Here is a 21,536-nt window from a genome sequence, read left to right on the forward strand (position 1 = left end):
GGCTCAGGCCTTGGCGGTTCTGCGGGCGGGGCCGGCGATCGGGCGCACCAGATCGGTGGCCTGCGTGGCGAGCTGGTTGGCGTCCAGGAACACCTGGCCGTTCTCCACCTTCACGCTGAACTTGGGCGTGCAGCCTTCGTCGGGCGCCGACGCCTGGCCGTCGCACAGGCCGATGGTCCAGTTGTGCAGCGGGCAGGCCACGTGGGTGCCGAAGACGATGCCTTGCGAGAGCGGGCCGCCCTTGTGCGGGCAGCGGTCGAGCAGGGCGAACACCTCGTCCTGGTCGTTGCGGAAGATCGCGACGTCCAGACCCTGCTCGCGCGCCACGCGGCGCGAACCGAGCACGGGGATGTCTTCAACCTGGCAGATGGGGGTCCATTGGCTCATGTTCATGGGGCTTTCGCAGTTTTCAGGATTTCACATTGGCGTAGAACTCGGTCACCCGGTCCATCACGCTCAGCAGGTTTTCGCTCGTCACGAAGACGTCGGACAGCGGCCGGGGAGATGCGGAAGCGCCCGACTGCACGCGTTGCAGCGCCTGATCGAAGAACAGCCACTGGCCGTCGGCCAGCACGAGTTCCTCACGGATGCGCGGCGTGGATTCGGGGGCGCGGCGCAGCAGCTCCATGGCGCTCAGGAACTCGCTGCGGGCCTTGCCGATCTCGGCCACCGCCGCCGCCGGATCGACCGGCAGCGTGGCGGCGTAATAGAACTTGGCCATGCGCTGGGACAGCATGCGCTGGCGGCCGGCGATGTTGACCAGCTTGCCGACCGGACGGCCCATGGCCGCCTCGTACTGCTGGGTGCCCTGGTGGGCCAGGGCCAGCACGCGGGCGTCGGCCTTGAGCACCTTGGTCGCGTTGTCCTTGCTGGGGGTGGCACCGACCAGGGCGCCCTGGTAGTCGCTCCAGGCCGCTTCCAGCGCAACGTAGGTTTCGCGGATCTCGGGCGATGGGGCGAAGGCCTTGAGCTCGGCCAGCTGGCGGTTGAACAGGGCCATCGACTTGTCCAGCACGGTCTGGGCGATGCGGCCTTCCGTCTGCTGGGCCAGTGCGAGCCAGGCCTTGCCCAGACGCTGCGAAAGCATGCGCTGGCGACCGGCCTTGTTGATGGCGTCGGACAGGTCGCTCACCTGGGCGTGCAGACCCAGGGGGGCTGCGCCCGCGAGGACCAGGAGGTGGCGGCGTTGCATGGTGCCGGCCTCAGGCCTTGACGACGGCCACGGGGTCGAACTGGCGCGTGTCCACGGCCGCGTCCTTGAAGTCGAACCACGGATCGGGTTCGCCATCCAGCGCGAACTGCAGCTGTTCCCACAGCGCCTTGCGGCCGGCCGCGTCGTCCAGGATGCGTTTCTTGACGTAGTCCAGGCCCACGCGGTTGACGTAGTGCACGGTGCGCTCCAGGTACCAGCCTTCCTGGCGGTACAGCTCGCAGAAGGCGCCGGTGTACTCCATCACTTCCTCGGCCGTCTTCACCTTCACCAGGAAGTGCGCCACCTCGGTCTTGATGCCGCCGTTGCCGGCGATGTACATCTCCCAGCCCGAGTCCACGCCGATCACGCCCACGTCCTTGATGCCGGCCTCGGCGCAGTTGCGCGGGCAGCCCGAGACGGCGAACTTGACCTTGTGCGGCGCGTACATGCGCCACATGGCTTTCTCCAGGTCCTTGCCCATCTGGGTCGAGTCCTGCGTGCCCATGCGGCACCACTCGCTGCCCACGCAGGTCTTCACCGTGCGCAGCGCCTTGGCGTAGGCGTGGCCGCTGGGCATGCCGATGTCTTTCCAGACGTTGACCAGGTCTTCCTTCTTCACGCCCAGCAGGTCGATGCGTTGCCCGCCCGTGACCTTGATGGTCGGGATGTTGTACTTGTCGGCGGCGTCGGCGATGCGGCGCAGCTCGTCGGCCGTCGTCTCGCCGCCCCACATGCGCGGGATCACCGAGTAGGTGCCGTCCTTCTGGATGTTGGCGTGCGAGCGCTCGTTGATGTAGCGGCTCTGCGGATCGTCCTTGGCCTGCTTGGGCCAGGTGCTGATCAGGTAGTAGTTGACGGCCGGGCGGCAGCTGGCGCAGCCGTTGGGCGTCTTCCAGCCCAGGGCCTTGAAGGTGTCGGCGATGGTCAGCAGCTTGTCGTTGCGGATCGCGTCGCGCACGTCCTGGTGGCTGTGGTCGGTGCAGCCGCACATGGCCTTCTTCTTCGGCGTGGCCGAGTAGTCGCCACCGGCGGTGAACATCAGGATCTGCTCGACCAGGCCGGTGCAGGAGCCGCAACTGGCGCTGGCCTTGGTGTGCTTCTTGACCTCGTCCAGCGTGAACAGGCCCTTGTCCTTGATGGCCTTGCAGATGGTGCCCTTGGTCACGCCGTTGCAGCCGCAGACCTCGTCGCTGTCCTTCATCGCGGCGGCCTTGTTGTGGCCCTGGTGGCCGACGTCGCCGATATTGCTTTCGCCGAACATCAGCTTGTCGCGGATGTCGCTGACGGTGCGGCCTTCGCGCAGCAGCTTGAAGTACCAGCTGCCGTCCACCGTGTCGCCGTAGAGGCAGGCGCCGACCAGCTTGTCGTCCTTGATCACCAGCTTCTTGTAGACACCGCCGAAGGGGTCGCTCATCACGATCTCTTCCGTGCCTTCGCCGCCCATGAATTCACCGGCGGAAAACAGGTCGATGCCCGTCACCTTCAGCTTGGTCGAGGTCAGCGAGCCGGTGTAGCGGCCGATGCCGAACTCGGCCAGGTGCGTGGCCAGCACCTTGCCCTGCTCGAACAGCGGCGCCACCAGGCCGTAGGCGATGCCGCGGTGCGCCGCGCATTCGCCCACCGCGTAGATGCGCGCGTCGGTGATGGTCTGCATGGTGTCGCTGACCACGATGCCCTTGTTGACGTGCAGGCGCATGCTTTCGGCCAGCGCGGTGTTGGGGCGGATGCCCACGGCCATCACCAGCAGGTCGGCCGGCACCTCGCTGCCGTCCTTGAAGCGGATCGCCTTCACGCGACCGTCGTCACCGCCGACCAGTTCCTGCGTCTGCGCGCCGATCAGGAACTTCATGCCGCGCTCTTCCAGCGACTTCTGCAGCAGCTTGCCCGCCACATCGTCGAGCTGGCGTTCCATCAGCCAGGGCGCGACGTGCACCACGCTGACCTGCATGCCGCGCTTCATCAGGCCGTTGGCCGCTTCCAGGCCCAGCAGGCCACCACCGATCACGACCGCGTGCTTGTAGGTGGCGGCGGCGTCGATCATGGCCTGCGTGTCGGCGATGTCGCGGTAGGCCAGCACGCCTTTCAGGTCCTTGCCGGGGATGGGCAGGATGAAGGGGTTGGAGCCGGTGGCCATGATCAGGCGGTCGTATTCCGCCGAGACCTTTTCTCCGTTCGGGCCGACCGAGTGCACGATGCGCTTGACGCGGTCGACCTCGGTCACCTTGTGGCCCGCGTGCAGGGTGATGTGGTTGTCGGTGTACCAGGACCAGTCGTTGAGGATGATCTCGTCGATGGTCTGTTCACCGGCGAGCACCGGCGAGAGCAGGATGCGGTTGTAGTTCGGGTGCGGCTCGGCGCCGAAGACCGTGATCTCGTAGAAATCGGGGGCGATCTTCAGCAGCTCTTCGAGCGTGCGCACACCGGCCATGCCGTTGCCCACCATCACGAGTTTCATCTTTTTCATTGCGGCGACTCCTGTCTGAAGATCACGGGGGATCACGGGGAAAAGGGGTCTGGCTCCGGCGGACGCACGCAGGCGGTCACATGGCGGCACGCAGGCCGGAACACAGGTCAAGGGAAGGTCGAAGCCCGGCAGAGCTGCCGGGGTGGCGCAGGCACAGGGCCGGCACCGGATCGGTCACTGCGCACGTCGTTGTGCACAGGGCCCCGACGCGAGGCCGGGGTTGGACGCGTCGTCACGTCTGGCCTGTTCAATGCAAGAGGTGTGCCATATGATCGGCGCCCCATCGGCTGGCCCGCCGCCGCTCCCCCGGCGTCGGCCGTCAACGCCGCGGCCGCGACCGCCCCGCATGACCACAAGTCCTTGATTCATATGACGTCCGTGCTGTTTCTTCGCCAGGGTTCCCGGGGCCTGCTGCCCTTGCCGGCCGACCTGGCGGCCGCCGGTTTCGAGCTGCTGGCCACCGTCGACGACTGCAGCAAACTGGTGCAGGCCAGCGTGCAGCACGCACCAGATCTGGTGGTCGGCGAAGCCACGCGCCCCGACGACGCCCTGTTCAGGGCCACGCAGACCCTGTCGGAGGTCGCGCCGCGCCCGGTGCTGCTGTTCACCGCGGACAACGACGCGGCCCACATCGAACGCGCGATCGGCGCGGGCGTGCACGCCTGGGTGGTCGGCGGCTACGGCGCCGAGCGGCTGCGCCCGCTGGTGAAGCTGGCGCAGGCGCGCTTCGGCCACGAGCAGGCCCTGCTGGCGCAGCTGCGCGACGTCTCGCAGCGCTTCGAAGACCGCAAGCTGGTCGAGCGCGCCAAGGGCATCCTCATGCGCGCGCGGGCGCTGACCGACGACGACGCCTTCCAGATCCTGCGCACCGCGTCCATGCACACCAACCAGCGCCTGGGCCAGGTGTCCGAGCAGATCATCCACTCGGCCCATTTCGCCGAGGCCGTCAACCGCGCGGGCCAGCTGCGCATGCTCTCCCAGCGCCTGGTCAAGCTCTACCTGCTGCGCCTGGCCGACGTGCAGTCGCGCCAGCAGCAGGCCCTGCTCGACGACTCGGTGCAGCGCGTGGACGCCAACCTCGCCTGGCTGGCCAAGGGGCTGTCGCAGCCCAGCTTCGGCGACCTGCTGGCCCAGCCCGGCGCCACCTGGCAGGCGCTCAAGCCCGCGCTCAAGGGCAAGCCCGTGGCGGCGCAGGTGCCGCAGGTGGACGCACTGGCCGGCCGCCTGCTGCAGGACGCCGAGCGCCTGACCACCAGCCTGCAGAGCGCCGGCCCGGTGGCTTCGCTGCAGGTGCTCAACGTGGCCGGCCGCCAGCGCATGCTCTCGCAGCGTTTTGCCCAGATGGCGCTGATGGACCTGCTGGGCGTGGAGGAAGGGGTGGAAGAAGGCGCCGCCAGCCGCAGCGCCGCCATGACCGCCGTGCAGCACGACTTCGAGCGCGCGCTGGCCTACCTGAACGGCCTGCCGCTGGCCACGCCCGACATCCGCGCCGCGCTGGACCAGGCCGCCACCGGCTGGCAGCAGATGCTGGCCGCGACACCGCAGGACCGCCGCCCTGCGGGCCGCGACCGGCTGGCGCGGCTGGAGACGGTGGCCAACGCCAGCGAGGCGCTGCTGGATTTGTTCGAGCAGCTGTCCACCCACTACGAGCGCAGCATGCAGGTGCTGATGGGATGACCGGATTTGTGCAATGCACCAACTTCGGGCGCTGTTCTTGCTAGAGGTGGTGCATGGCTTTTGACATCGACATCGGTTACGCCAGCCAGGCGGGCCGCAAGGAACCCAACGAAGACTTCTGCGCCGCCATGCTGCCGCCGCCGGGGCAGGCCGACATGGGCTCCATCGTCGCCATCGCCGACGGCGTGAGCGCGGGCGGGCTGGGCAAGGAAGCGGCGCAGACCACGGTGACCAGCCTGGTGCGCGACTACTACGGCACGCCCGACACCTGGGACACCACGGTCGCGATGGACCGCATCATCGGCGCGCAGAACACCTGGCTGGCCGGCGTCAACCGCCGCCGCCAGCCGGCCATGGGCCTGACCACGCTCACCGCCATGGTGCTGCGCGGCCAGGGCTACACCCTGGCCCACGTGGGCGACACGCGCGCCTGCCTGCTGCGCGACGGTGTGTTCACCCAGCTCACGCACGACCACGTCGCGACCCACCCCGACCTCAGCCACCAGCTGCTGCGCTGCATCGGCGTGGAAGACCGCGTGGTGGTCGACTACACGCAGGGCGACCTGCTGGTGGGCGATCTGTTCCTGCTGATGAGCGACGGCGTGCACAACGTGCTGCCCGAGGCGCGGCTGAAGGCCCTGCTGGACGAGCACGGCCCCGGCGCCACGGCCCAGGCCCTGGGCGAAGCGCTGGTGGCCGCCGCCCTGCAGCGCGGCAGCCAGGACAACGTGACCGCGCTGGTGGTGCGCGTGCGCGGGCTCGACAGCGCCACCCTGCAGGACCAGAACCGCCTGGCCGCGCAGCTGCCCATCCCCCCCAAACTCAAGCTGGGCGAACAGATCGACGGCCTGCACGTCACCGCCGTGGTGGCCGACAACGGCATCAACCTCGTCTACCAGGTGCGCGACCCGGCCACGCAGAAGCTCTACGCGCTCAAGACCCTGCACCCGCAGCGCGCGCACGACGCCGAGGAGCGCGCCATGCTCGCGCACGAGGCCTGGCTGGCGCGCCGCATGGCCACCAGCCGCGCGGCCGAACACCTGGTGGCGGTGCACGACGCGCCGCCCACGCGGCCGGCCGGGCAGGGCGCCAGCGCCTTCTACCTGCTCTACGACTGGCACGGCGGCGAATCGCTGCAGCACATGCTGGATCGCCAGCACCGCCCCGGTGTGGCGCAGTCCATCGCCATGGCCACGCAGGCCGCCAAGGCACTGGGCCACCTGCACCGCCAGGGCGTGATCCACCGCGACGTCAAGCCCGCCAACCTGCACCAGGGCGAAGACGGCGTGCTGCGCCTGCTCGACCTGGGCGTGGCCCTCAGCGGGCGCGAACCCGCGTCGGCGCGCGCGCTGCACGCCGGCACGCCCAGCTTCATCAACCCCGAGCAATGGGGCTTCCGCCTGCGCGGCGGCGGCGTGGACACCGACGCGCCGCCCGAACCGGCCGACGCGCGCAGCGACCTCTTTGCCCTCGGCGTCACGCTCTACCAGCTGCTGACGGGCAAGCTGCCCTACGGCGAGGTGCTGCCCTACCAGGCCGGCCGCTACTACCGCGACCCGGTCGCCCCCAGCCGCCACCACCCCGAGGTGCCGATCTGGCTCGACCACATCGTGCTCAAGGCCGTCAGCCGCGACCAGAAGCAGCGCTTCGAGACCGCCGAAGAGCTGCTGCTCGCGCTGGAGCGCGGCGCCTCGCGCCCGCTGACCGCACCGCCGGCCACGCCATTGATCCAGCGCGACCCGACCATGTTGTGGAAGCTGCTGCTGGGCTTCAGCGTGCTGCTGAATGTGCTGCTGGTGTACTGGCTGGCGTTTCTTCCGCGCTGAGGCCGGGCCGGGCTTCGGGCCCGGCGGGCGATCGGTGGGTGCACCACCGCTCCAGTCCCTCGGCCACGGTGGCCGGAGGCGGCATGGCGCGCATCTCTTCGGCCAGGCGCCGCGCGGCGCCGGCCCAGGCAGGGTCCGACAGCAGGTTCTCGGCGGCCTCGCGGATGTGGTCCGTGGTCTGCGCCGGCGGGGCGATCGTCCGCGCGACCGCGGCCTGTGCCAGGGCACGCGCGTTGCGGAAGTGGTCGGCGCCCTGCGGCAGGACGAGCTGCGGCAGACCGTGCGCGGCCGCGGCCAGGACGGTGCCCGCACCGCCGTGGGACACCACGAGATCACAGGCCTTGAGCACCGCGGACTGGTCGACGAAGGTCGCCGCCTGGACATTGGGGTGCGCGGGAACCTCCTCGGGGCGCCCATCCGGGCCGACCGAGACCACCACCTGCGCGCCGGTGTCCGCCAGCGCGCGGGCCGCCTGCAGCAACGCAGGGCTGCGGTGGAAGACGGTCCCGAACGTCAGGTAGACGCGGGCCGGTTGTCCGGCGGGACGGGGAGCGCGAAACCGGTGCCCGGCCGGCAGCACGCAGGGATTCAAGGCCAGGCTGGCCGCCGCCCGCGCGGGCGGGACCGGCGACAGGCCCGGCGGCGCGACATGGATGCTCCGGTGGCGGTACAGCCCGCCGTCGTCCGGGACCGGCAGTCCCGCGCGTTGCCACCAGGGGCCGAACCAGCGCATGGCGTCCTGCAGGTAGGCCGGTGGGACCGGCAGGCCATATTCGTGCGTCAGCCAGGGAAGGCCCCGCTGCGCGCAGACCAGGGGCGCGGCCAGCGCCGCCGGTTCGAGCACCACCAGGTCGGGCCGCCAGCGATCGACCGCGTCGCCGAGTGCGTCGAACATGGCCGGTGCCAGCGTGGCGCCGAACAGGCGCGGGAAGACCTGGGCGGAGAGCGCCTCGCCGGTGACCTGCAGCGCGTCCGCGTGCCGCTGCCGGAACGCCAGCCGGCCAGGCCCGAACGCGGGGCCGGCCGGAAACAGCGCCATGTCCAGCCCGTCCAGCCACCGCAGTGCGTCGGGTGCGGTGACCCAGGCCAGCCGGTGTCCCCGCGCCTGCAACGCCGCGGCCAGTGGACGCATCGGCAGGAGGTGCCCGAGTCCGCCGGTGGAGCAGAACAGAACCTTCATGGCCGTCGACCGCACATGCCCGGGCCGCAGGGCCCTCAGTCGGCGGTGAGCCGGTATTCGTCGATCAGCACCGCCCAGTCGGCGAGCTCCCGCCTGATCGTGGCCGCCACCTCCTGCGGCGACGCCGCCTCTGCGGCCAGCAGGCGCCGGCCCAGCTCCGCCTTCACGTCCGGCCGCGCGGCCACCGCCTGAACCGCCTGCGCCAGTCTCGCCTGACGGGCGCCGTCGACGCGCGCGGGCACGTACAGCGCCTGCCATGTCGGAACGGCCACGCCGGTGAAGCCGGCCTCTGCCGTGGTGGGCACCTCCGGCAGTGCCGCGCTGCGCTCGGCGCCGATCACCGCCAGCAGGCGCAGCGCGCCAGACTTGGCGTGCGGCTGCAGCGCGGACAGCGGGCCGAACATCAGCTGCACCCGGCCCGCCAGCAGGTCGGGCATGGCCTGCTGCGAACCCTTGTACGGCACGCGCGTCAAGGTGGCGCCGGCGGCCTTCATGAACTGCGCGGCCGCCATGACCTCGCTCGGCGTGCTGGTGGCGACGTTGAGGGCGCCGGGCTGCTGGCGGGCCAGTGCGGCCAGTTCGGCCATGGAGGTCGCGGGCACCCCCGGGTGGACCGCCAGTCCGAACGGCACGCGGCCGATCTTGCCCACCGGCGCCAGTTCGCGCACCCAGTCGAAGCCCGTGTCCCTGGCCAGCAGCGGCGCGGCGATCATGGAGCCGGGGGCGTACAGCAGCACCTGGCCGTCGCCACCGGCCGTGGCCACCTCGCGGGCGGCGATGAGGCCGTTGGCGCCCGGCCTGTTCTCGACCACCACCGGCTGCCCGAGCGCCTCGGTGAGGTGTTGGGCGGTCAGGCGGGCGATGAAGTCGCTCGGGCCTCCGGCCGGCAGCGGCACGACCATGCGGATGGCTCTGGCCGCCGCCGGATCTGCCGCGGCCGGTTGCGCGAGCGCCGGGCCGAACGGCACCAGCGCGGCGAAGACGATCAGGAGTTTTCTCAGGTGCAGCATGGTGGTTCCTTCCGGGGAAGCGCCGGTTCGGGGTGACGGTGGTCACGGCAGCCCCCGGCGGTTCGATGGACCGAACTCTAGGCAAACCGCCAGACCGTGGAAAGCCGATTCCGGATGACATGGCCTTTAACCTCCGGTAAAAACGGGAGTCTTCGACTTCGGGTCTTCGGGACATGGACAAGCTGCGTGCCTTGCACTATTTCGTGGTGGCGGCCGAGGAGGGGAGCTTCTCGGCCACCGCACGCCGGTTCGAGGTCAGTGTGCCGGCGGTCACCAAGATGATCGGCGCCCTGGAACGCGAACTCGGCGCCCGGCTGCTCGATCGCAGCACCCACGGACTGCGGCTCACCGCCCGGGGCGAGGCCTACCGGGAGATGTGTGCCCCCTTGCTGGCGCAACTGGAGCAGGCCGACAAGCTGGTGTCGGACCAGACGGCGGCGCGGGCGCGCACCCTGGTCGTCGGTGTGCCGCCCCTGCTGTCGCGGACCGTGCTGGTTCCGGCGCTGCCGGCCTTCCGTGAGCGCTTTGCCCATGTCCAGATCGAACTGCGGACGGTCAATCACCTGACGGTGACGGACGCCGAGGCCCGCGGAATGGACGTGCTGGTGGCGCTGGGTTGGCCGGGGGCGCTGGACTTCATCCAGGTGCCGCTGGCCCAGAGCCGCCTGATCGTCTGCGCCAGCCCGGCCTACTGGCGCCAGCACCCGCCGCCACGCCACCCCGCAGAGTTGCAGGCCCATGCCTGTGTGCTGGTCCGTTCGCCGGAGGGCACGGTGCTGGACCTCTGGCGGCATCACCGGGGTGACCAGGTCGAGACCGTGACCGTGCGCGGCTGGTTGACCTGCGGCAGCCGGGACGACGCGCTGCAGGCGGTGCTGCATGGCCAGGGTGTTGGCCGTTTCGCCGATCTTTCGGTCTGGCACCTGGTCAGGGAAGGGCGGCTGGAACCGGTGCTGATGGACTGGGACAGCGTGGACTCCCCGCCATTCCATGCGCTGGTGCGGCCCGATGCCCGGCGGGATCGGGATGTGCAGGGCTTTGTCGCATTCCTGGCGCGGCTGCTCCAGGGACTGGAGGCGGAGTGCACGGTGGCCGTCGGCCCGAGAACCCCCACCGAACGCCCGGACTGGTACGGCAAAGGCGTCGGACGCGCGTCGACGCGCGGCGCCTGATCCCCTTCTTTCAACCATGACGCCATGACCTCATCGCACACCGCTTCCACCATCGTCGTCATCGGTTCCGGGAACATGGGCGCCGGCATCGCCGCCATCTTCAGCGCGGTGGGCCACCCGGTCGTGCTGCTCGGCCGCGACCTGCCGGCCCTGCAGGCGAAGCTGCCCGCGATCGAAGCGCTGGCCGCCACGCTGCAGCCGGTGGCCCCGCCAGGCCCGCTCGGCGCCGCCGACCTGAATGAATGGAATGACTGGGGCGGCGTGGCGCTGGTCATCGAAACCATCAGCGAAGACCTCGCCGCCAAGCGCGCCCTGTTCGCCGAACTCGACCGCCGCGTGCCGCCGCACATCCCCATCGGCAGCAACAGCTCGGGCCACGGCATCGACGAGATGACCGAGGGCCTGGGCACCACCGACCGCATGCTCAACCTGCACTACTCCATGCCCGCGCACATGGTGCCGATGGTGGAAGTCGCGCTGGGTTCAAACACCCGCCTGCCGCTGGCCGAAGGCGTGTGCCGCCTCCTCCAGTCCACGGGCAAGAAGACCACGCTGATCCGGCAGTACATCCCCGGCCTGCTCATCACGCGCCTGCAGCACGCGCTGATGCGCGAAGCCCTGTCGCTGGTGGACCAGGGCATCGTGACCCCGCAGGACATCGACGACGCGGTGCGCTTCGGCTTCGGTTTCCGCTTCGCCGCGCTCGGCCCCATGGCGCAGAAAGAAATGTCCGGCTGGGACACGCACGTCGCCTCCGGCGCGTCGGTCTACCCCAGCCTGTCCAACATCGGCACCCCGCCGGCCTGCGTGGCCGAGCTGGTCCAGCAGGGGCGCACGGGCATGAAGAGCGGCGCGGGGTTGGCGGAGTGGACGCCGGAGGAAGTGGTCGCGTTCAAGCAGCGCTACGAGGCGCGTTTGCGGGCCGCGTTGGCCGTGTTGTCGGTGGCGCCGGACTGATGGCTTGCTCGCGACCCGGACCGGCCTCGGACGCCTGGCGATGCCGTCCATGTCAAACGCTGGGCAGCTCCATCCTCTGCGCTAGGCGATGTCCTCGTGAATGCACAGGTAGTTGCCCTCGGTGTCTTTGAACCAGGCCGCTTTCTCTGCGCCGAGCACGCAGACGTGGTTCACCGTCTTCAAACCCGGGAAGTCGTAGTCCTCAAACACAACGCCCGCGTGTTTCAGCTTCTCGATGCTGACGGCGATGTCCGGCACCCGGAAACTGATGGCGGTGTGATCCGCTTTGGTGCCTTCAGGCTTCGGAAACAGCGCCAACGTACTGCCAGCAACCATGTAGACAAATTTGCCGTCTGGCTTCAGGCCACCGGGCTTCAAACCCAGGCAGCCCTCATAGAAGGCACGAGCACGGGCCATGTCCTTGACCGGGAGCATGGTCGTCACCGTCGAGTCGGACAACATAGACAGTCCTTTCGCTTGGTTCGGCCAAGCCGTGCCCCATTGGCAAGCACCCCGTCGGTTCGGCCGGACAAGCAGCTTACGCCTGGCAGTCCAGTCTTTCCAGAGCACAACCCCTTTCCTTTGAGCGACCTGCGAACCGGCGACGTCACGCGGTGCGCGCCCGCCCACCCTTTTCCGCCCAGGTCCGCGTCCAGCGCACCTGCATCGTGCGCATCACGCCCAGCATCAGCACCGAGAACACGGCCAGCACGACAAAGCCGATCAGGAAGCTGTCGGTGCGCTGCTTGGCCTGGCCCATGAGCATGGGCACCAGGCCGCCGCCCAGGGCGCCGATCTCGCCGATCATGGAGCCGGCCACGGCGGTGGAGGTGGGCCAGCGCAGCGGCACCAGCTGGAACAGCGCGCCGTTGCCGGCGCCCAGCGCAGCGAAACACACGATCAGCAGCAGGGTGGTCAGCACGATGGAGTGCGCCGACAGGCCCACGCCGACCAGCGCGACCGCGACGACGACCAGCACCACGGTCAGCGTGTTCACGCCGCCCCAGTGGTCGGAGATCCAGCCGCCGAACACGCGCACCGCGGCGCCCATGAAGGCGGCGAGCATGGTGAGCTGGCCGGCCTGCACCTTGCTCACGCCGAACTGGTCGTAGTAGTAGGTCGGCAGGAAGGTGGTGATGCCGATGAAGCCACCAAAGGTGACGACATAGATCAGGCTGAAGACCCAGCCGTCTTTTTCCATCAGGCAGGCCAGGTGGTCTTTCATCTTGGCGTGCTCGTCGCGGTCGGGCGGCTCCTTGGCCATGAAGGCCACCACCAGCATGGGCACGAACGAGGCGAGGGCGGCGAAGCCGTAGACGGTCTGCCAGCCGAAGGCCTGCGCCAACGGGGGCGCGGTCAGGGCCGCGACGGCGGTGCCGACGTTGCCCGCACCGACCAGGCCCATGGCCAGGCCCTTGTACTTGGGCGGGTACCAGCCCGAGCCCAGCGACATGGCGACGCCGAAGCTGGCGCCGGCCACGCCCAGCAGCAGGGCCATCTTGAGCATGTCGTCGTAGCTGTGCACGAAGAAGTAGCCGAACGCCATGGTGAAGCAGATCAGGCTCAGCTCGACCAGGGTAGCGGTCTTGCGGCCCACGTACTGCGCCAGCAGGCCGAGCGGGAACCGCATGATGGCGCCGGCCACGATCGGGATGGACAGCAGCAGGCCCTTCTGCGCGGCGGTGAGATGGAACTCCTCGCTGATGAACGGGGCCATGGCGCCATTCATCACCCAGATGACAAAGGAGAACATCAGGTAGAAGAAGGCGGCGAACAGCGTGGGCGTGTGGCCACTTTGGAGGAACGAGCGAAATCCGGCCATGGTCGTGGTCTGCAGTGGGGTGGGTCGTGGGGAGGATGCACCACGGCCGCAGGCCGCCTGGAAAGGCGCTGCGGTCGCGGAGGCGCCCGGTCACCGCGGAGGCGGTGTGGCGCAGAGGGGGAAGGCCTTCGTCAGCCTTCGCCCCGTTTCTCGCAAGCTTCGTGCCCGTGAAAACCGGGCCGAATGCACCAGCTTGGGGTGTGGGGATCAGGCTGCTTTTTCCACGTGCGCCTGGCGCGTGTAGAGGAAGTCGATCACGGCCTTGCGGTAGTGCTGGTACTGCGGGTCGTCGGCCAGGGCCACGCGGTGGCGCGGGCGCGGCAGCTCGACGGCGAGCACCTCGCCGATGGTGGCGGCAGGCCCATTGGTCATCATCACGATCTTGTCGGAGAGCAGCACGGCCTCGTCCACATCGTGCGTGACCATGACCACCGTGCTGTGCGTGCGGGCCACGATGTCCAGCAGCTCGTCCTGCAGCTTGGCGCGGGTCAGGGCGTCGAGCGCACCAAAAGGTTCGTCCATGAGCAGCACCTTGGGTTCCATCGAGAGGGCGCGGGCGATGCCCACGCGTTGCTTCATGCCGCCGGAGATCTCGCCGGGGCGCTTCTGCGCGGCGGCCGTGAGGCCGACCAGGGCCAGCGCGTCCTCGGTGCGTGTCTTCAGCTGCGCCTTGGTGTCGGTCGCACCAAACACGCGCTCGACCGCGAGGTAGATGTTCTCGAAGCAGGTCAGCCAGGGCAGCAGCGAGTGGTTCTGGAACACCACGGCGCGCTCGGGGCCGGGGCCATTGATCTCCTTGTCGGCGCACAGCAGCACGCCTTCGGTGGGCGTGGTCAGACCGGCGATCAGGTTGAGCAGCGTGGATTTGCCGCAGCCCGAGTGGCCGATCAGGGCCACGAACTCGCCCTTGGCCACAGTCAGGTTGATCTCGCGCAGCGCGGGGAAGTTGCCCTTCTTGGTCTTGAAGGTCTGCTCGACGTTCTGGATGTCGATGTACTTCGTGTTCATGGCGGCGGTGTTCATGCCTTCACCTCTTCGTAGGTAAACAGGGAAGCCAGCTTGATGAGCGCGAACTCCAGCAGCAGGCCGACGATGCCGATCACGAAGATGGCGATGATGATGGAGGAGACGTTGAGGTTGTTCCACTCGTCCCAGACCCAGAAGCCGATGCCCACGCCGCCGGTCAGCATCTCGGCCGCCACGATCACCAGCCAGGCCGTGCCCACCGCCAGGCGCACGCCGGTCAGCAGGTAGGGCAGCACGGCGGGGAACAGGATCTTGGTGAAGATCTTCCACTCGCTGAGGTTGAGCACGCGGGCCACGTTCATGTAGTCCTGCGGCACGCGCTGCACGCCCACCGCGGTGTTGATGACCATGGGCCAGATCGAGCAGATGAAGATGGTCCAGATGGCGGCCGGGTTGGCGCCCTTGAACACCAGCAGGCCGATCGGCAGCCAGGCCAGCGGCGAGACCGGACGCAGCAGGCTGATCAGCGGGTTGAACATGCGCGAGAGAAACACCGAGCGGCCGATGGCAAAGCCCGCCGGAATGCCCACCAGGGCGGCCAGGCCGAAGCCGACCGCGACCCGCTTGAGCGAGGACAGGATGTTCCAGCCGATGCCCTGGTCGTTCGGACCGTTGCTGTAGAACGGATCGGAGAACACCTTGACCGCCTGCGCCCAGGTTTCGGCGGGCTTGGGGATGCCGCTGTTGGACGTCGACGCGATGCCCTGCCAGATCAGCACCAGCAGCGCCAGGCCGAGGATGGGTGGCAGCACCGCCATCCAGAAGCCGCGCCAGTCGCGCGCCGGTTTTTTCGGCGCAGGGCTCTTGCCGGTGACGGCCGGAACGGTGGTGCTCATGGGCTTGGCAGCGGGTGTGGGGCTGGCGGCCGGCACGGCCGACGCCTCCAGCGGGGAATGGAATACAGCAGCAACCATGGTGTTCTCCTGGGTTGGGGGGGTCAGGCTTTGATGGCAAAGCCGTCGGCGTACTTGGCGGGGTCCTTGCCGTCCCACACCACGCCATCCATGAGCTTGCTGCTGCGCATCGGGTCCTTGGGGACGCTGATGCCCATGGCGCTGGCGACCGACTTGTAGAGGTCGACCTGGTTGACCTGCTTGGCGATGGCCAGGTAGTCGGGGTGGCTCTTGATCAGGCCCCAGCGCTTGTGCTGCGTGACGAACCACATGCCGTCGCTCAGGTACGGGAAGTTGACCTTGCCGTCGTTGAAGAACTTCATGTGGTTGGGGTCGTCCCAGGTCTTGCCCAGACCGTTCTGGTAGCGGCCCAGGATGCGCTGGTTGATGGCGTCCACGCCGGTGTTGATGTAGGCCTTCTGCGCCACCGTCTCGGCCATCTTCAGCTTGTTCTGCAGGCCGGCGTCGATCCAGCGGCTGGCTTCGAGCACGGCCATCATCACGGCGCGCGTGGTGTTGGGGTACTTCTTCATGAACTCGGCCGAGGTGCCCAGCACCTTTTCCGGATGGTCTTTCCAGAGATCCTGCGTGGTGTTGGCGGTGATGCCGATGCCGTCCATGATGGCGCGGTGGTTCCAGGGCTCGCCGACGCAGAAGCCGTCCATGTTGCCCACGCGCATGTTGGCCACCATCTGCGGCGGCGGCACGGTGATCAGCTTGGCGCCCGAGAGCGGGTTGATGCCGGCGGCGGCCAGCCAGTAGTGCATCCACATGGCGTGGGTGCCGGTGGGGAAGGTGCCGGCGAAGGTGTACTCGCGTGGGTTGGCGGCCATCACCTTGGCCAGCGAGGGGCCGTCGACCGCACCCTTGTCGGCCAGCGCCTTGGACAGACTGATCGCCTGCCCGTTGTTGTTGATGTTCATCAGCACGGCCATGTCCTTCTTGGGGCCGGCCGTGCCCATGTGCACGCCGTAGATCAGGCCGTACAGCACGTGGGCCATGTCCAGTTCGCCGCTGACCAGCTTGTCGCGCACACCGGCCCAGCTCGCTTCCTTGGTGGGCACGATGGTCACGCCGTACTTCTTGTCGAAGCCCAGCACATTGGCCATCACCACGCTGGCGCAGTCGGTCAGCGGGATGAAGCCAATCTTGACTTCGGTCTTCTCCGGCGCGTCGGAACCGGCCGCCCAGACGCCGCTGTGGCCCAGGGTCGAGAAGAAGGTCGCGGCACCGATGGCCGTGCCTTTCTTGAGGAAGTCGCGGCGCGAGGCATTGTCCGCGGCCGGCGTTGCGGCGGTCTCGGGGGCGATGGCGCTGTGGTCGTTCATGCTCAACTCCTGTGAAGAAAAAACGAAAGAAACGAAGCTGGAAAACAAAACGGCGCCCATTCCTTGCCCCTGTCTTGGGGGCTCGAAATGGACGCCGTTGTCCTGTGTGTCTCGGAAGACTGCCGGGATGCTGTGCCGCCTTTGGCACGTCCCGTTGTGTCAAACAATGCAGGGACCGTGCCAGGCCAAGGGTTTGTACCTGTGTCCTGGCCTGTGTGCGCGTAAGTGCTTGATTTGAAAGCGCTGTCCGCGCCGGGAGGACCCGTTGTGGCGCCCTGTTGCAGGGCGTCAATCTGGTGCGCGCCGCAGAGGAAGCACGTTATTTGTGCGCCGCACCAGGGCGGTCAGCGCGTCCAGGGCGGCAGGATCTCGGCCATCGCCAGCACCGCCTGCGCCACGTCCACCAGGCGCCGGTTCTGGTTCATCGCCATCTGGCGCAGCGTCGCGTGGGCCTCGTGTTCGCTGAGGTGGCGGTGCGCCATCAGCAGGCCCTTGGCGCGCTCGACCAGCTTGCGCTCGTTCAGGCTGGCGCGCACCGTGTCCAGCTCGTCGCCCATCTGCTGCAGCCGCTGACCCTGCTCGTGCACCAGCTCCAGGATCGAGCGGTCGACCTGCGGTCCGTAGGCCTGCACGGGCGGCGCGGGCGCGGCCTGGCTGTCGTCGAAGAAGTCGTTGCTGCCCGGCAGCGCTGGACCGGTTTCCTGCCATTGCCGCAGGCTCTGCAGTTCGCTGCCGGCGGCCTTGAGGCGTTCGCGGCACAGGGCCTCCAGCTCGGCGGCCAGCGCGTCCTCGACCGTCTTCATGGCGTCCATGTGCGCGGTGCAGGCGTCGAACCAGACCTGGCTCAAGGCGGTGTCCAGCGGGCCGCCCGGCGGCGCCGTCGCCAGGATGCGGCGCAGGCGCTCCAGCGAGGCCAGCGTGTCGTGCCGCTGCACCGCCTGCCAGGCCTCGCGCAGTGGCTCGCTGGCGAAGTCGGCGAACACCTGCAGGCAGCGCTCCTGTGAGTCGATCAGGTGCAGCAGGCGCTGTTGCCCGTCGGCCACGGCCATGCCGGCGGCGAACAGCGCCGAGCCGGTGGCGCGTTCCTGCCCGGCGAATTCCTTGCCCTGCATGAAGTTGAACAGGGCGACCAGGCGGCGCGAGATGCCGGGGTCGGAGGCGCTGTCGGCCGCCTCGAACACCACCGCCAGCAGGCCGTTGATCAGGCGGATGTAGCCATCGGTGGCGCGGGCGGCGTTCCCCTGGCGGGTCTGCACCCGCTGGCGCAGCAACGGCAGGGCGTCCAGGCCCTGCAGCACATAGGCGATGCGCCCGAACAGGCGGGTGCCGTGACCGGCTTGGGCGGATTCGGTGTCCAGCACATCGAAAGCGGCCCGCACCTCGGCCTGCAGCGCATCGCAGTGTGTGGTCTGCGCCTGGCGTTCTTCGGCCCAGCGCTGGCCCTGCGAGGCCAGGTAGAGGTTGGACAGGCCACGCTCGCGCTGCAGCGCGTGGATCAGGCGACCGGTGGCGTTGACCAGGGCGCTGGTCAGCGCGAGCTGTTCCAGCCCGGCGATTTCGCCACGTTTGGCGGCAATGAGGAAGCTGAGGGCCGATTTCATCGGAGCGGGGTGAAGAGCATGGAAACAGGATGGCAATATCCGTGCCATCGTGCGCAGCTCGTGCGGCCGGTCGGGTGCAGCCAGCCGCCTGTCAGGCCTGACACCATTGGTGAGTCACCCGCTCGCGCGGATCGGGTCCAATCGGTGTTTTGCAAACGATTTGGACTTGGCGTCCGGAGGCTTGAACATGGGTGGGTTGGCACGGCGTTGCGCCTGGGTGGTGGTGTTGGCGGTCTGGCTGGCCGGTTGTGGCGGTGGCGAGCAACAGACCGGCGACGCCCAGACGAAGTCGCTGCAGACGGTCACGGCCACGCCCAAGGTGGCCGACGCGGACCGGGTCGGGGTCTTCCGCTTCTACAACACCGGTGCGGGCGTGCACTTCTACACCGCCTCCGTGGAAGAGCGCGAGAACGTCTACGCCACGGCCGCTTTTTTGGAGCCCGAAGGCACGGCGTTCTACGCCGCCAGCCGTTCCTCCACCGGCATGAGCCCGGTGTACCGGTTCTTCAACACCCAGACCGGTGTGCACTTCTACACGATCAGCGACGTCGAAAAAGCCCGCATCGAGACAGACCTGCCGCAGTTCCACTACGAGGGCGTGGCCTATTACGCCAGCACCACGCCGGCGGCCGGCTTCACCCCGCTCTACCGCTTCTACCTCAAGGGCAAGGGCGTGCACTTCTACACCGCCAGCCTGGAGGAAAAGCAGTCCGTGGAGACCCATCTGTCGGCGATCTACACCTACGAGGGAATTGGCTACTACGTGATGACGGCCGCCTGCGGCACGCCGCCCTGCGTGGTGGCTGGCCCCAACCGTCCGCGGGTGTTCATTCCGCTGACCGGCAACAACGACCTGGCCACCAACGCCGGCTACGACGCGCAGTGGAGCTATGTGCGGCAGAACGCCCACGGCATCTGGGGCAACAACGCCGGGATCACCGATGCGGAGAGTGGCGCCCTGATCCGCAAGCTCACCACCCGCAACCTGATCACCGAGTTCCCAGTGCCCTCACCCGGCAGCGCCTGGTGGCCGCTGGAGGCGTTCACCAACGTCCAGCGCCTGTATTCGGACATCCTGCTGCAACCGGAGGGCATCGCTTTCTACACCGACAACCCCGGCAACTGGAACGGGCGCAACCTGGCCGATGCGACCGCCATCTACACCGACCCCACCGCGCCGGTGACCCAGCGCTACCGGGGTGTCTACACCGGCTGGCAGCCATACAACTTTGATGCTGGCAACAGCAAGTACCTCTACGCGAACCCCAGCGCGATCCTGGCATTCCGCAGCAGCAAGGGCACCTTTGTCGAGTGTCCGGTGAACCTGTGTGCCGGAGGCCCGTTCGGCGACATGTTCCGCCGCGCGATCCGCGAGACCCACGTGCGCGGCCGGCCCTTCATCTGGTTCACCAGCAACAACAGCATGTCCTCGGGCTGGCTCACCGCGTTCCAGGAAACCTACAACGCGATCGCGGCCGAGGGCCTCTGGAAGCCAGAAGACGCGGTGGTGATCGTCAACTACGGCGGCGCGTACCCCAAGGTGCCCGAGTCGGTGGGCAGCGCGGCGGCCGACACGGCCATGGGCCTGGCCTACTGGGCCATCAAGCAGCGGGTCGCCGCGACGCCCTGAGCGCAGCGGCGGGGCGTGGGGGCACAGAGAGCCGGCGCCGGGCCGCCCCAAGCCGGATCAGCCCCCTCGGGGGGGCAGCGACCCGCGCAGCGGCGGAGCGTGGGGGCTCAGACACCTTCCATGCCGTGGTGGCGCTTGAGGTCGGCGGTGTCGGGGCTGGCAAGGAACGCCAGGAAGTCCTGCACGGCCTCGGGCTGCGCACTGACTGCGGCGCGCGCGGCCGAGAAGGTGGTGACGATCTGCACCGCCTCGGGCAGGCCGCCGATCACCTCAATGCCCGCCACGCCCATCATCTCGCTCAGCTGCTGGAAACCCAGCGCAACCTCGCCCTTGGCGACCAGCGAACCGACCGACACGCCCGGCGGCGGGGTGACGATGCGCGGGGCGATCTGTTCGGCAATGCCCCAGCGCTCGAAGAGCTTCGCCAGTTGCACGCCGCTGGGTCCGGTCGAATAGCCCAGGGTCGGCGCGGCCAGCACGGCCGCCTGGAGGGCGGCTTCGGTCGAGATGTCGGGGCGCGGTGCGCCGGCCGGAATGGCGACGGCGACGGCAGAGCGCACCATGTCGACCCGGGTGGCTTCCTGCACATGGCCGCTGGCGGCCAGCTTCCCGATCGCGTCCGAGGCCAGCGCCACGATGTCGAAGGCTTCGCCGGCCTGCACGCGCTTGGCGGCGTCGACGCCGCCGACCGAGGTCACGGTCACCGCGACCTCCGGGTGCTGTCGCGTGTACCCGGCCACCAGGTCGGCCAGCAGGGCCTTGGTGGCCATCGAAGAGATCAGGGTCAGGGTGGTGGTCGGCATGGCGTGGACGGGCTTGGGGGGAGCCTGCCAGCGTAGCAAACCGGGCGCCGTCTGCCCCCGGGGTGGGGCATCTTTCTGATATCAGGCCGCGGCATGGAAGGCCGCGGGCGCTTCGGCCACGACCGCGGGGAGGGCCGGCACCAGCTGCGCGCGCACCGACACCACGCCGCCGATCATGATCAGCGCCGGGGGCCGCACCTGGTGGCGCAGCGCCAGCGCCGGCAGCTCGGCCACGGTGCCGGTGATGCAGCGTTCGCCGGGCAGGGTGGCTTTCTCGACCAGCGCGGCCGGCGTCTGCGGCGACAGGCCGTGGGCCAGCAGCTGGCGGCAGATCTCGGGCAGGTTGTTCACGCCCATGTAGAGCACCACGGTCTGGCGCGGGCGGGCGAGCATGGCCCAGTCCATGTCCAGGCCCTGGCCGTCGCGCAGGTGGCCGGTGGCCAGCACCAGCGAGCAGGCGTGGTCGCGGTGGGTCAGCGGAATGCCGACCGAGGCGGCCGCGCCCTGGGCGGCCGTCAGGCCTGGCACCACGGTGAACGGAATGCCCTGCGCGGCCAGCGCCTGTGCCTCTTCGCCGCCGCGGCCGAAGATGTAGCCGTCGCCGCCCTTGAGCCGCAGCAGCGGGCGGCCGCTGCGGGCCAGCTGCACCATGAGTTCGATGATCGATTCCTGCGGCAGGGTGTGGCGCGAGGATTCCTTGCCGACGTAGATGCGCTCGGCGTCCGGGCTCAGGTACTCCAGCACCGCCGGGCTGACCAGGTGGTCGTAGAGCACCAGCCGGGCCGCCTGCAGCGCCTTCACCGCCTTGACAGTCAGCAGCTCGGAATCGCCCGGGCCGGCGCCGACCAGGGTCACGGTGCCGGGGGAGACCGGGGCGCTGTCGCCGGTGGCCGGCCGAACGGGGGTGAGCAGGTTGACCAGGTTCATGAATCGCTCCGTCGTGGGGTGGCGGCCT

General features: G+C 68.9%; 18 protein-coding genes. 5 read left to right on the forward strand and 13 right to left on the reverse strand.

What is annotated here, in order from left to right; translation table 11 throughout:
• Positions 1–3: 3 nt before the first annotated feature.
• The 3 genes from nirD to nirB are packed head-to-tail and all read right to left on the reverse strand — an operon-like array spanning position 4 to position 3,656.
• Entirely contained in the window at positions 4–387 is a 384-nt protein-coding gene (gene nirD / locus ACS5NL_RS02930) for a nitrite reductase small subunit NirD (RefSeq protein WP_439352092.1), read from the reverse strand.
• A gap of 22 nt (positions 388–409) precedes the next feature.
• Positions 410–1,192 carry a type IV pili methyl-accepting chemotaxis transducer N-terminal domain-containing protein gene (locus tag ACS5NL_RS02935; RefSeq protein ID WP_439352093.1) on the reverse strand — a complete coding sequence of 261 codons (783 nt, stop codon included), beginning with the start codon at positions 1,190–1,192 and terminating at the stop codon, positions 410–412.
• Between the two features lie 10 nt (positions 1,193–1,202).
• The gene (nirB, locus tag ACS5NL_RS02940) at positions 1,203–3,656 is read right to left on the reverse strand and encodes a nitrite reductase large subunit NirB (RefSeq protein WP_439352094.1); all 2,454 of its coding nucleotides are present in this window, start codon (positions 3,654–3,656) and stop codon (positions 1,203–1,205) included.
• A gap of 369 nt (positions 3,657–4,025) precedes the next feature.
• Here nirB and ACS5NL_RS02945 point away from each other — a divergent pair, with 369 nt between their 5' ends.
• On the forward strand, positions 4,026–5,333 hold the full coding sequence (locus tag ACS5NL_RS02945; RefSeq protein ID WP_439352095.1) for a type IV pili methyl-accepting chemotaxis transducer N-terminal domain-containing protein: 1,308 nt from the start codon (positions 4,026–4,028) through the stop codon (positions 5,331–5,333).
• A 53-nt stretch (positions 5,334–5,386) separates the two neighbouring features.
• The gene (locus ACS5NL_RS02950; RefSeq protein WP_439352096.1) at positions 5,387–7,159 is read left to right on the forward strand and encodes a bifunctional protein-serine/threonine kinase/phosphatase; all 1,773 of its coding nucleotides are present in this window, start codon (positions 5,387–5,389) and stop codon (positions 7,157–7,159) included.
• Here the strand turns inward: ACS5NL_RS02950 and ACS5NL_RS02955 are convergent.
• Positions 7,104–8,339 (reverse strand): glycosyltransferase, encoded by a 1,236-nt coding sequence (locus ACS5NL_RS02955; protein ID WP_439352097.1) that lies wholly within the window; start codon positions 8,337–8,339, stop codon positions 7,104–7,106. The two genes, ACS5NL_RS02950 and ACS5NL_RS02955, sit on opposite strands and share 56 nt — an antisense overlap.
• Before the next feature lie 35 nt (positions 8,340–8,374).
• Complete coding sequence (locus tag ACS5NL_RS02960) at positions 8,375–9,349, reverse strand: tripartite tricarboxylate transporter substrate binding protein (RefSeq protein ID WP_439352098.1); 975 nt, start codon at positions 9,347–9,349, stop codon at positions 8,375–8,377.
• A 173-nt stretch (positions 9,350–9,522) separates the two neighbouring features.
• Between ACS5NL_RS02960 and ACS5NL_RS02965 the strand changes: the two genes are divergently transcribed.
• Entirely contained in the window at positions 9,523–10,521 is a 999-nt protein-coding gene (locus ACS5NL_RS02965; RefSeq protein ID WP_439352099.1) for a LysR family transcriptional regulator, read from the forward strand.
• A 24-nt stretch (positions 10,522–10,545) separates the two neighbouring features.
• Positions 10,546–11,478 carry a 3-hydroxyacyl-CoA dehydrogenase NAD-binding domain-containing protein gene (locus ACS5NL_RS02970; RefSeq protein ID WP_439352100.1) on the forward strand — a complete coding sequence of 311 codons (933 nt, stop codon included), beginning with the start codon at positions 10,546–10,548 and terminating at the stop codon, positions 11,476–11,478.
• Between the two features lie 81 nt (positions 11,479–11,559).
• Here ACS5NL_RS02970 and ACS5NL_RS02975 read toward each other — a convergent pair whose 3' ends face one another.
• The 6 genes from ACS5NL_RS02975 to ACS5NL_RS03000 all read right to left on the reverse strand — a co-directional run bounded on the left by ACS5NL_RS02975 (position 11,560) and on the right by ACS5NL_RS03000 (position 18,148).
• Positions 11,560–11,940 (reverse strand): VOC family protein, encoded by a 381-nt coding sequence (locus ACS5NL_RS02975; RefSeq protein ID WP_439352101.1) that lies wholly within the window; start codon positions 11,938–11,940, stop codon positions 11,560–11,562.
• Positions 11,941–12,085: 145 nt separating this feature from the next.
• Complete coding sequence (locus tag ACS5NL_RS02980) at positions 12,086–13,300, reverse strand: MFS transporter (protein ID WP_439352102.1); 1,215 nt, start codon at positions 13,298–13,300, stop codon at positions 12,086–12,088.
• A gap of 207 nt (positions 13,301–13,507) precedes the next feature.
• The gene (locus ACS5NL_RS02985; RefSeq protein ID WP_439352103.1) at positions 13,508–14,323 is read right to left on the reverse strand and encodes an ABC transporter ATP-binding protein; all 816 of its coding nucleotides are present in this window, start codon (positions 14,321–14,323) and stop codon (positions 13,508–13,510) included.
• Entirely contained in the window at positions 14,320–15,240 is a 921-nt protein-coding gene (gene ntrB, locus ACS5NL_RS02990; RefSeq protein ID WP_439352104.1) for a nitrate ABC transporter permease, read from the reverse strand. The genes ACS5NL_RS02985 and ntrB overlap by 4 nt, the downstream gene beginning before the upstream one ends.
• A gap of 23 nt (positions 15,241–15,263) precedes the next feature.
• Positions 15,264–16,547, reverse strand: coding sequence for an ABC transporter substrate-binding protein (locus ACS5NL_RS02995; protein ID WP_439352105.1), 1,284 nt, complete (start codon positions 16,545–16,547; stop codon positions 15,264–15,266).
• A 344-nt stretch (positions 16,548–16,891) separates the two neighbouring features.
• Positions 16,892–18,148 (reverse strand): nitrate- and nitrite sensing domain-containing protein, encoded by a 1,257-nt coding sequence (locus tag ACS5NL_RS03000; protein WP_439352106.1) that lies wholly within the window; start codon positions 18,146–18,148, stop codon positions 16,892–16,894.
• 187 nt (positions 18,149–18,335) lie between these two features.
• Between ACS5NL_RS03000 and ACS5NL_RS03005 the strand changes: the two genes are divergently transcribed.
• Positions 18,336–19,778, forward strand: a complete 1,443-nt coding sequence (locus tag ACS5NL_RS03005) for a hypothetical protein (RefSeq protein WP_439352107.1) — start codon at positions 18,336–18,338, stop codon at positions 19,776–19,778.
• A gap of 107 nt (positions 19,779–19,885) precedes the next feature.
• Here ACS5NL_RS03005 and ACS5NL_RS03010 read toward each other — a convergent pair whose 3' ends face one another.
• Together ACS5NL_RS03010 and cobA are read right to left on the reverse strand one after the other, a co-directional pair.
• A complete protein-coding gene (locus tag ACS5NL_RS03010) occupies positions 19,886–20,581 on the reverse strand; it encodes a substrate-binding domain-containing protein (RefSeq protein ID WP_439352108.1) in 696 nt (231 codons plus the stop codon).
• Between the two features lie 81 nt (positions 20,582–20,662).
• Complete coding sequence (gene cobA, locus ACS5NL_RS03015) at positions 20,663–21,508, reverse strand: uroporphyrinogen-III C-methyltransferase (protein WP_439352109.1); 846 nt, start codon at positions 21,506–21,508, stop codon at positions 20,663–20,665.
• Positions 21,509–21,536: the final 28 nt, after the last annotated feature.

The sequence above is a fragment of the Hydrogenophaga sedimenti genome (assembly GCF_051857515.1).
Classification (GTDB): Bacteria; Pseudomonadota; Gammaproteobacteria; order Burkholderiales; family Burkholderiaceae_C; genus Hydrogenophaga.